This window comes from Sulfitobacter undariae (genome assembly GCF_014196805.1).
Classification (GTDB): Bacteria; Pseudomonadota; Alphaproteobacteria; order Rhodobacterales; family Rhodobacteraceae; genus Sulfitobacter; species Sulfitobacter undariae.
The window spans coordinates 86902-95192 of the sequence record NZ_JACIEI010000013.1 but is presented as its reverse complement, the minus strand read 5'-3'; the positions used below and the strand labels follow the sequence as shown (position 1 = coordinate 95192).

The following is an 8291-nucleotide window of genomic DNA, read 5'->3' as shown; positions in this document are numbered from 1 at the left end:
CCACTCAGCACTGGGCTGGAAAAGCCCTGTCGCCTTCGAACGAAAGGTGGCTTAAACGAGCACTTGGGGCGGCACTAAAGCGTGACAGGTCCAGTATTCGGGTGTGGGTGCATCGGGTTGAATGACCGCCTTGTAAAGCAGCGGGTCAGCTTGGCGCTGGGCAAGGTCTTCAGCCAATACTTGTCTGACCACTTCTTCCCCGCCATAGGAACCTTCAAGCAGCCTTTCAGCTTCTTTCTGTGCTTCATGCCAGAGAACTCTTGGAGATGTTTGCTCACGCTCTTCAAGAGTGTGCCTGTGGGTAGCTACAACAGCTTCAAATTCTTTTAGGAGTGCTGTGTGTTCAGCCACCAGATCAGCATCTGTCATGGCTTTGAGCGGCTCTTGGAAGAATGTTTCGCCTCTAATCTCGGCTACATCCTTGGGCCACCGTCTGCGGAATCTTTTACGGCCTCCGCTTAGCTCGTCGATATACTTTAATCTCATCGTCATTGGTAGTGTCTCGCTTATGTCCCAGAAAGTGTCCTGAACAACAACGCAAGTGCTCGTTAGCTAATGAAATATAGTTCTACAACCGAAGTTGTGGTGCGGGTGAAGGGACTCGAACCCCCACGCCATAGGCGCCAGAACCTAAATCTGGTGCGTCTACCAATTCCGCCACACCCGCACATACTGAATCAGTAACGAACCGTTCAGTAATGCGTCACTAACAAACAACACTCGAAGAGGCGAGACATAAAAAGCTCGCGGCATAAACATTTTATTGTCATAATGTTCGTACAACCTGAGGCAGGTTAAATAACAAGAGAGACGCCCATGAAACCGAATACGGTCGGGCGCGTTCGTGAAGATACTTCACCAACGGGCCAATACGCGCCTTACGCATCCCGTGATATCGGGTTGCTGCAAGGCACCATGCTACTGACACTTGATGGGGAAATGCCCGTCGAATTCGTAAGTGTCGGTGATAAAATCATTACACGCGACAGCGGCATCGCCCGCATCCAGCATATCCAGCGGACAAAACGTATGGTGCATACCATCGCTTTGGCAGCAGGTTCACTGGGTCACACCCGCCCTGAGCGGGACGCCACTCTGGCAGGTGATCAAATGTGCCTGATACGCGACTGGCGCGCAAAAGCCTTGTTCAGCGCAGACCGCGCGCTGGTGGCTGCCCGTACATTGGTCGACGGTGAATTCATCCGCGATCTGGGCATGCAAGAACAAACACTTGTGCAGATATTCTGTGACGGCCCGCATATCATCTATGCAGACGGTCTTGAGGTCAGCACCGCCGACGGCGCGCGCGCGCGCGGACAGGTCCTTCACGCGGCCTGATTCTACCCCTCTTGTTTAACCGCAAGGCTCCGGTTTATCCGGAGCCTTTGGCGTTGCGTAACGACATTTCCTATCGATCAAGAGGTCGAGCAGTTACACTCCCTGCCCCAAACCCGTTCTGATCTCGAAATGATTACGCCTATCTCCCAACGCGACAATCGCGATTCACTTCTGATTATATTTTAATCACTAAGCCAGATTATTATGCACAAATGGCAAATTGCCGCCCGTTCACCTGCGTTTTCAAACCCACATCTGGATTCATCCCGACGATGATGAAATGTCTTTCCCTGAACTTAGCCACAGGGAGGCACGACGGTGAAAAAGATCGAAGCAATCATCAAGCCATTCAAGCTCGACGAAGTGAAGGAAGCTCTTCAGGATGTCGGCGTGCAAGGCCTGTCTGTGATCGAGGTAAAGGGATTTGGCCGTCAAAAAGGCCATACCGAGCTGTATCGTGGCGCCGAATATGTTGTGGACTTCCTGCCGAAAGTTAAAATCGAAATCGTGCTGGACGACGATCAAGTTGACGCCGCCATCGAGGCCATTGTGAACGCTGCTAAAACTGAGAAAATCGGGGATGGTAAAATCTTTGTCTCCCCTATTGAGCAAACAATACGCATTCGTACCGGTGAGACCGGTTCGGACGCTCTGTAACACCAATCACTTGCGACTAGACCAAAAGTAAAAGGACATCGCCATGAACAACAAAGACCTGTTGAAGCTAATCAAAGATGAGGACATCGAATACGTCGATATCCGCTTCACCGACACACGCGGCACGTTGCAGCACGTCACAATCGTGAATGATCTGGTTGACGAAGACTTCCTTGAAGAAGGCTTTATGTTTGACGGTTCATCCATTGCCGGTTGGAAATCCATCGAAGCATCCGACATGAAGTTGATGCCCGATGCGTCCACGGCCTACATTGATCCCTTCTATGCAGAAAAAACCATCTGCATTCACTGCTCCGTTGCAGAGCCTGACACGGGCGAAAGCTATGAGCGCGATCCTCGTGGCACAGCCGAAAAAGCAGAAGCCTACCTGAAGTCTTCCGGTATCGGCGATACAGCCTACTTTGGCCCAGAAGCGGAATTCTTCCTCTTTGACAACGTCAAATACTCTAACTCGATCAACAAAGTATCCTACGAAGTTGATGCGTCTGACGGTTCGTGGAACACAGATACCGACTATGAAATGGGCAACACAGGCCACCGTCCTGGCCTCAAAGGTGGTTACTTCCCTGTAAACCCCGTTGACGAAGCCCAAGACCTGCGCGCTGAGATGCTCTCAACCATGAAGCGTCTGGGTATGAAAGTTGACAAGCACCACCACGAAGTGGCGTCTTGCCAACACGAGCTGGGCCTGCTGTTCGGCACACTGACCAAGCAAGCTGACGAAATCCAGAAATACAAATACGTTGTTCATAACGTCGCGCATGCATACGGCAAATCTGCGACCTTCATGCCCAAGCCAATCTACGGCGACAACGGGTCAGGCATGCACGTAAACATGTCCATCTGGAAAGATGGCAAACCATTGTTTTCAGGCGACAAATACGCCGATCTGTCACAAGAAGCGCTGTATTTCATCGGCGGCATCCTGACGCACGCGAAATCGTTGAATGCCTTCACCAACCCGACCACAAACAGCTACAAGCGCTTGATCCCGGGCTTTGAAGCCCCCGTTCTGCGCGCCTATTCCGCACGTAACCGCTCGGGTTGTGTACGTATTCCATGGACAGAATCCCCCAAAGCAAAACGCGTAGAGGCGCGCTTCCCTGATCCGGCAGCAAACCCCTACCTGTGCTTCTCGGCTCTGTTGATGGCTGGCCTCGACGGCATCAAAAACAAGATTGATCCGGGCGAAGCCATGGACAAAAACCTCTATGACCTGCCCGCAGAAGAGCTGGCTGGCATCCCAACTGTTTGCGGCAGCCTGCGCGAAGCGCTGGACGAGCTGCAAAAAGATATGGACTATCTGTTGGCTGGTGACGTGTTCACCAAAGACCAGATCCAAGGCTATGTCGATCTGAAGATGGACGAAGTTCACAAGTACGAGCACACACCTCACCCTGTTGAGTTCGGCATGTACTATAGCTGCTAAGGCAGAAAGACTGACAGTAATCAGGGCGTCCTTCGGGGCGCCCTTTTTTATTGGTGACGGCCCCAGCGCGATGCGCCTTGCATTGCCTCCCAAGCGGGCGATTGCACTCCGTGACGAGAAAGCTTTGCAACCCTTCAAAGGTTGGCTATTCTATGTGCAACTCAGCTTATCAAAGGTACATTTTTATGCGTTCACTCAAGTCCATTTCGGTTTCACTCGCGCTTACAGTTGCGCTGGCCGCCCCTGCCTTTGCCGCGCAATGCGGCAACAATTCAGGCGGCTTCAACGCTTGGAAAACCGCATTTGCAGCCGAGGCCAAAAAGGCTGGCGTCAAGCAACGCGGACTGGAAGCACTGGCAAATGCCAGCTACGCTAACGACACCATTGCCGCGGACCGCAACCAGAAATCCTTCAAATACTCGCTGGATAAATTCATGCAGGTGCGCGGTGCCAACACCATCATCAGCCAGGGCCGCAAACGCAAAGGCCAGAACGCAGGCCTCTATAACGCGCTGGAAAAGCAATACGGCGTCCCTGCGGGTGTTTTGCTGGCGATCCACGGCATGGAAACAGGATTCGGTGGTTTCATGGGCAGCAGCCGTGTGGTTTCAGCCATCACCACACTTGCCTATGATTGCCGCCGCTCGGATTTCTTTACGCCTCACGCCATCGGCGCGCTGATGCTGGTGGACCGCGGGTCGATCACCTCAAACACCAAAGGCGCGAAGCATGGCGAATTGGGCCATACCCAATTCCTGCCCGGCAATGCGCTGCGCTATGGTGTAGACGGCAATGGTGATGGCCGTGTTGATCTGTACAACCAGACAGATGCAATGGCCTCCACTGCCAACTTCTTGCGCAAAAAAGGCTGGAAGCCCGGTCAGGGATATCAGCAAGGGCAACCTAACTTTAAAGTGATCAAACAGTGGAACGCCGCCACAGTTTACCAGCAAGCGATTGCGATCATGGGCGCTAAAATCGACGGCTAAACCGCCTTGAACAGCACAAATACCACAGGCCCCGCACCGCAAGGTGTCGGGGTCTTGTTTTGTGCCCACACTCCTCCTATTTCCAGATCAAGGGTCAGGCCCCTGCCGTCCGCAATTTGGTGAAGCCCTGTTCAATTATTTCTGTCCTAAACCACACCTATACGTGGTTCACAGGCAACGCGGACACCTCTGACATGCGTAATTGGAGTGATGGACATGACACAAATTCCTTCTCGCGAAGACCTCAAAGCGCAGGCCAAACGCCTGCGTATGGAAATGAGTGCAAAAGGCACAGACATGACACATGCGGCGGCGCTGGAAACACTGGCCCACCAATGGGGCATGCGTGACTGGAACACGCTAGCGGCCAAGGCCGATCAACAAACCGTGCAATGGCACCCCGGTCAACGGGTGTCGGGGCGGTATCTAGGCCATAAATTTATGGGTATGATTAAGGCCGCGTCATTGGCAACATCGGGCCATTGGTCCCTGACCGTGCGCTTTGATGACCCTGTTGATGTGGTGACCTCCGAACTGTTTAGTTCGCTGCGCCGTCAGGTGAATACCACTGTGACACCGCAGGGTATTTCCCCACAAAAGACTTCAGACGGTCAGCCACATATGGTGCTGGCCGCTGCGTGACCGACAACAATCGCGCGCTCGGTAATAAGCTACCGAGCGCGTTTAGCTTGCCAGACGTGCATGGCAACAAGGGGCAAGCGAACGAGGCTGGCAGCACCATGCATCTCTGATGAAATAGCATCTGCACAACTGCGTCCATACCTACGGAACTGCCGATCTTACGCTTTTGACGGCTCAATCATATCCACCCGCGTGGCATGACGTCCGCCTTCGAATTCCGCGCTTAGGAAGGCTTCAACGATTTCCATCGCAACCCCTGCCCCAATCACCCGTGCGCCCATGGACATCATGTTTGCATCATTGTGCTGGCGGATCATTTTGGCCGAAAACGTATCAGCGCAAACGCCACAGCGGATGCCCTCCACTTTATTCGCCGCCATCATGATGCCTTGGCCCGTGCCGCATACCAGAATGCCAAGCTGGCAATCCCCCGACGCCACACGCTCAGCCGCCGCTTGGCCGTGCTTCGGGTAATCCGTGCTCTCGGATGTCATCGGGCCGATGTCCACAGCCTCATAGCCCAATGCAGCAACATGGGCGGCGATGTCCTTGCGCAGCTGAATATCAGCGTGGTCGCTTGAGATGACGATGCGTTTTTTGTCGGTCATTTGAATAAGTCTCGCTTGGGTAAAGTTTAGCGGCTTGGCCGCATGAGATCGGGGTTTCAGATCAGGTTCACTGGCCCAGCGCTTGTGCCAGATCATCAATCAGATCGCCTGCATCTTCAATGCCGACTGACACGCGCAGCAACCCTTCAGGGATGCCCGTATGTGGCTCAATCGTATGGCGGTGCTCGACAAGGCTTTCTACCCCGCCCAGCGATGTTGCACGGTGGAACAATTGCAAACGCCCCGCCGCCATCAACGCCGCAGGTGCGCCACCTTTGACAACAAATGATAGCAACGGTCCAAAGCCGCCTTTCATCTGGGCGCAGGCCAATGCGTGCCCCGTGTGGGTCGGCAGACCGGGATAAAGTACTGTTTCCACAGCAGGATGATCGCTGAGATATTCCGCCAGTTTTTGCGCGTTCTGGGACATCCGCTCCACCCGCAGCGGCAAGGTGCGCATCCCGCGCAACAACAGCCACGCCTCAAACGGCCCCAGAACTGCGCCCGCCGTATCACGGTCCAGACGGATTGCTTTCCAGATCGCACTATCCGCATCGGCCACAGCCAGCGCCCCCGCCAGCACATCGGAATGCCCGTTCAACGCTTTGGTCGCCGAATGCATCGCAATATCTGCGCCAAAGGCCAGCCCCCGTGTCAACACGGGTGTGGATGTCGTCATATCAGCAACCAGCAGCCCCCCAACGCCATGCACAGCATCGGCACAAGCGGTGATATCCACAATGCGCAACCAAGGGTTGGAGGGTGTCTCAATCAACGCAAGCGCGGGCTTATGGGTGGTGCAGGCCTGTGCAAAGGCTTGCGTATCAGCGGCTTCGACCTCAATCAGGGTAATGTCGCGGCGGGTGCAAAAATCTCTGATCCATGCGGTTGTGCCCCAATAAATCTGGCTCTGGATCAGTGCAGTCGCCCCTGCGGGCAATGTGCGGAACACGGCTGCCACGGCTGCCATGCCCGATGGAAACACCATCGCATCTGCCGCACCTTCCAGCTTGGCCAACACCCCTTCGGCCATTCGGCCGTTCGGTGCGTGACTGCGCGAATAGACGTTTCCATCGACAGCCGGCACATAATTTTCATCGCGCACAAACGTCGTGGCAGGGTGAATCGGCGGTACAACCCCGCCCGTGCCATCATCCAGAAGCCCCCCCGCCTGTGCCGCGATTGTTGCAGGAAGTAGGGTATCACTAAATTTTGAGGACATGAATTCAGGCTCCGCTGTGATCAAAGACGTTTTCTTTCCCGACTGTTATGCCTTGCACGCGAGCAGTGCAAACATTCCGTCACACCCGCGTGAGCGCTGTGACAGCCCCTTGAAGCTCGGCCTCTCCTGCGCCACCTTTACCTGACATCAAGGAGACAATCAGATGCCTGTGCAGCGTATCACCTTTCCCGGCCATGACGGATCGCAGCTCGAGGCGCGGCTGGATATGCCCAATGGCCCTCATTTGGCGACCGCACTGTTTGCGCATTGCTTTACCTGTGGCAAAGACATCCCCGCCGCCCGCCGCATCGCTGCCCATCTGGCAGCGATGGGCATTGCGGTTCTGCGTTTTGATTTTACAGGACTTGGCCATTCCGAGGGTGAGTTCGCCAACACATCGTTTTCCACCAATGTCGATGATCTGATTGCCGCTGCGACATGGGCCACGCAGCAGGGCATGCCCCCTAGCCTGCTGATCGGCCATTCGCTGGGCGGTGCCGCGGTCATCAAAGCTGCCAGCCTGCTATCAGGGATCAAAGCTGTCGCCACCATCGGCGCTCCTTTTGATCCTGCCCATGTGGTGCATCACTTCCAAGACGCCCTGCCCGAAATCACACGTGACGGCGCGGCGCAGGTGCAACTGGGTGGACGGCCCATCACCATCGGGAAATCCTTTATTGAGGATACAGGCAATGGCGTTTTGGGTGACATACTATCCAACCTCAAAACCGCCTTGCTGGTTCTGCATGCCCCCTTGGACCAAGTGGTAAGCGTGGACAGCGCTGCGCAAATCTTCATGGCAGCCAAACACCCCAAAAGCTATGTCTCGTTGGATGATGCAGACCATCTGATCAGCCGCCCCGAGGATGCAGAATATGCCGCCAGCGTCATCGCCGCATGGGGCGCACGGTATATAGAGCGCCCCCTACCCGCGCCCCCGATTGCAACCCCCGAAGGAATTGTGCGCGTGTCTGAGGCCGATCCGGACGGTTTTTTGCAAGACATTACATCTGGCAGTCACATGCATCTGCGCGCTGATGAACCGCTGGCCTATGGGGGCACAAACATGGGCATGTCGCCTTATGGTTTCCTATCTGCCAGTCTGGGGGCGTGTACCTCTATGACGATACGCATGTACGCACGGCGCAAAGGCTGGCCACTGGATCATGTCAGTGTTGAGGTCTGCCATGAGAAAGTCCACGCTCAGGATGCTGCCATGGGCACCGGCGAAAAAATCGATGCCTTCAACCGTGTGATCACGCTGACAGGCGACGACCTGCTTGAGGAACACCGCGCGCGCCTGCTAGAGATCGCCGACCGTTGCCCCGTACACCGCACGCTGGAACGGACCTCCCATGTGAATACGCGGCTGAAGCCGTAGCCCT

General features: G+C 55.0%; 9 protein-coding genes and 1 tRNA gene. 6 read left to right on the top strand and 4 right to left on the bottom strand.

The features are described 5' to 3' along the window. Positions 1-51: 51 nt before the first annotated feature. Together GGR95_RS14895 and GGR95_RS14890 are read right to left on the bottom strand one after the other, a co-directional pair. Positions 52-492, bottom strand: coding sequence for a hypothetical protein (locus tag GGR95_RS14895; protein WP_184567238.1), 441 nt, complete (start codon positions 490-492; stop codon positions 52-54). Positions 493-583: 91 nt separating this feature from the next. Then, positions 584-667 (bottom strand) — tRNA-Leu (locus tag GGR95_RS14890). Between the two features lie 149 nt (positions 668-816). Between GGR95_RS14890 and GGR95_RS14885 the strand changes: the two genes are divergently transcribed. The 5 genes from GGR95_RS14885 to GGR95_RS14865 all read left to right on the top strand — a co-directional run bounded on the left by GGR95_RS14885 (position 817) and on the right by GGR95_RS14865 (position 5076). Beyond that, positions 817-1338 (top strand): Hint domain-containing protein, encoded by a 522-nt coding sequence (locus tag GGR95_RS14885; RefSeq protein WP_184567236.1) that lies wholly within the window; start codon positions 817-819, stop codon positions 1336-1338. Between the two features lie 318 nt (positions 1339-1656). Further along, complete coding sequence (locus GGR95_RS14880; RefSeq protein ID WP_184567234.1) at positions 1657-1995, top strand: P-II family nitrogen regulator; 339 nt, start codon at positions 1657-1659, stop codon at positions 1993-1995. A gap of 43 nt (positions 1996-2038) precedes the next feature. Continuing rightward, on the top strand, positions 2039-3445 hold the full coding sequence (gene glnA / locus GGR95_RS14875) for a type I glutamate--ammonia ligase (RefSeq protein WP_184567232.1): 1407 nt from the start codon (positions 2039-2041) through the stop codon (positions 3443-3445). 185 nt (positions 3446-3630) lie between these two features. Then, positions 3631-4434: a lytic murein transglycosylase gene (locus GGR95_RS14870; RefSeq protein ID WP_184567230.1), complete on the top strand. Its 804-nt coding sequence runs from the start codon at positions 3631-3633 to the stop codon at positions 4432-4434. Between the two features lie 216 nt (positions 4435-4650). Next, on the top strand, positions 4651-5076 hold the full coding sequence (locus tag GGR95_RS14865; protein ID WP_184567228.1) for a glyoxalase superfamily protein: 426 nt from the start codon (positions 4651-4653) through the stop codon (positions 5074-5076). Positions 5077-5234: 158 nt separating this feature from the next. Here the strand turns inward: GGR95_RS14865 and rpiB are convergent, their stop codons facing one another. Beyond that, positions 5235-5684, bottom strand: a complete 450-nt coding sequence (rpiB, locus tag GGR95_RS14860; RefSeq protein ID WP_184567226.1) for a ribose 5-phosphate isomerase B — start codon at positions 5682-5684, stop codon at positions 5235-5237. A 67-nt stretch (positions 5685-5751) separates the two neighbouring features. Continuing rightward, complete coding sequence (locus GGR95_RS14855; protein WP_184567224.1) at positions 5752-6906, bottom strand: trans-sulfuration enzyme family protein; 1155 nt, start codon at positions 6904-6906, stop codon at positions 5752-5754. 163 nt (positions 6907-7069) lie between these two features. On the opposite strand from GGR95_RS14855, the gene GGR95_RS14850 reads away from it, so the two are divergent. Further along, positions 7070-8287, top strand: coding sequence for a bifunctional alpha/beta hydrolase/OsmC family protein (locus GGR95_RS14850; RefSeq protein WP_184567223.1), 1218 nt, complete (start codon positions 7070-7072; stop codon positions 8285-8287). Positions 8288-8291: the final 4 nt, after the last annotated feature.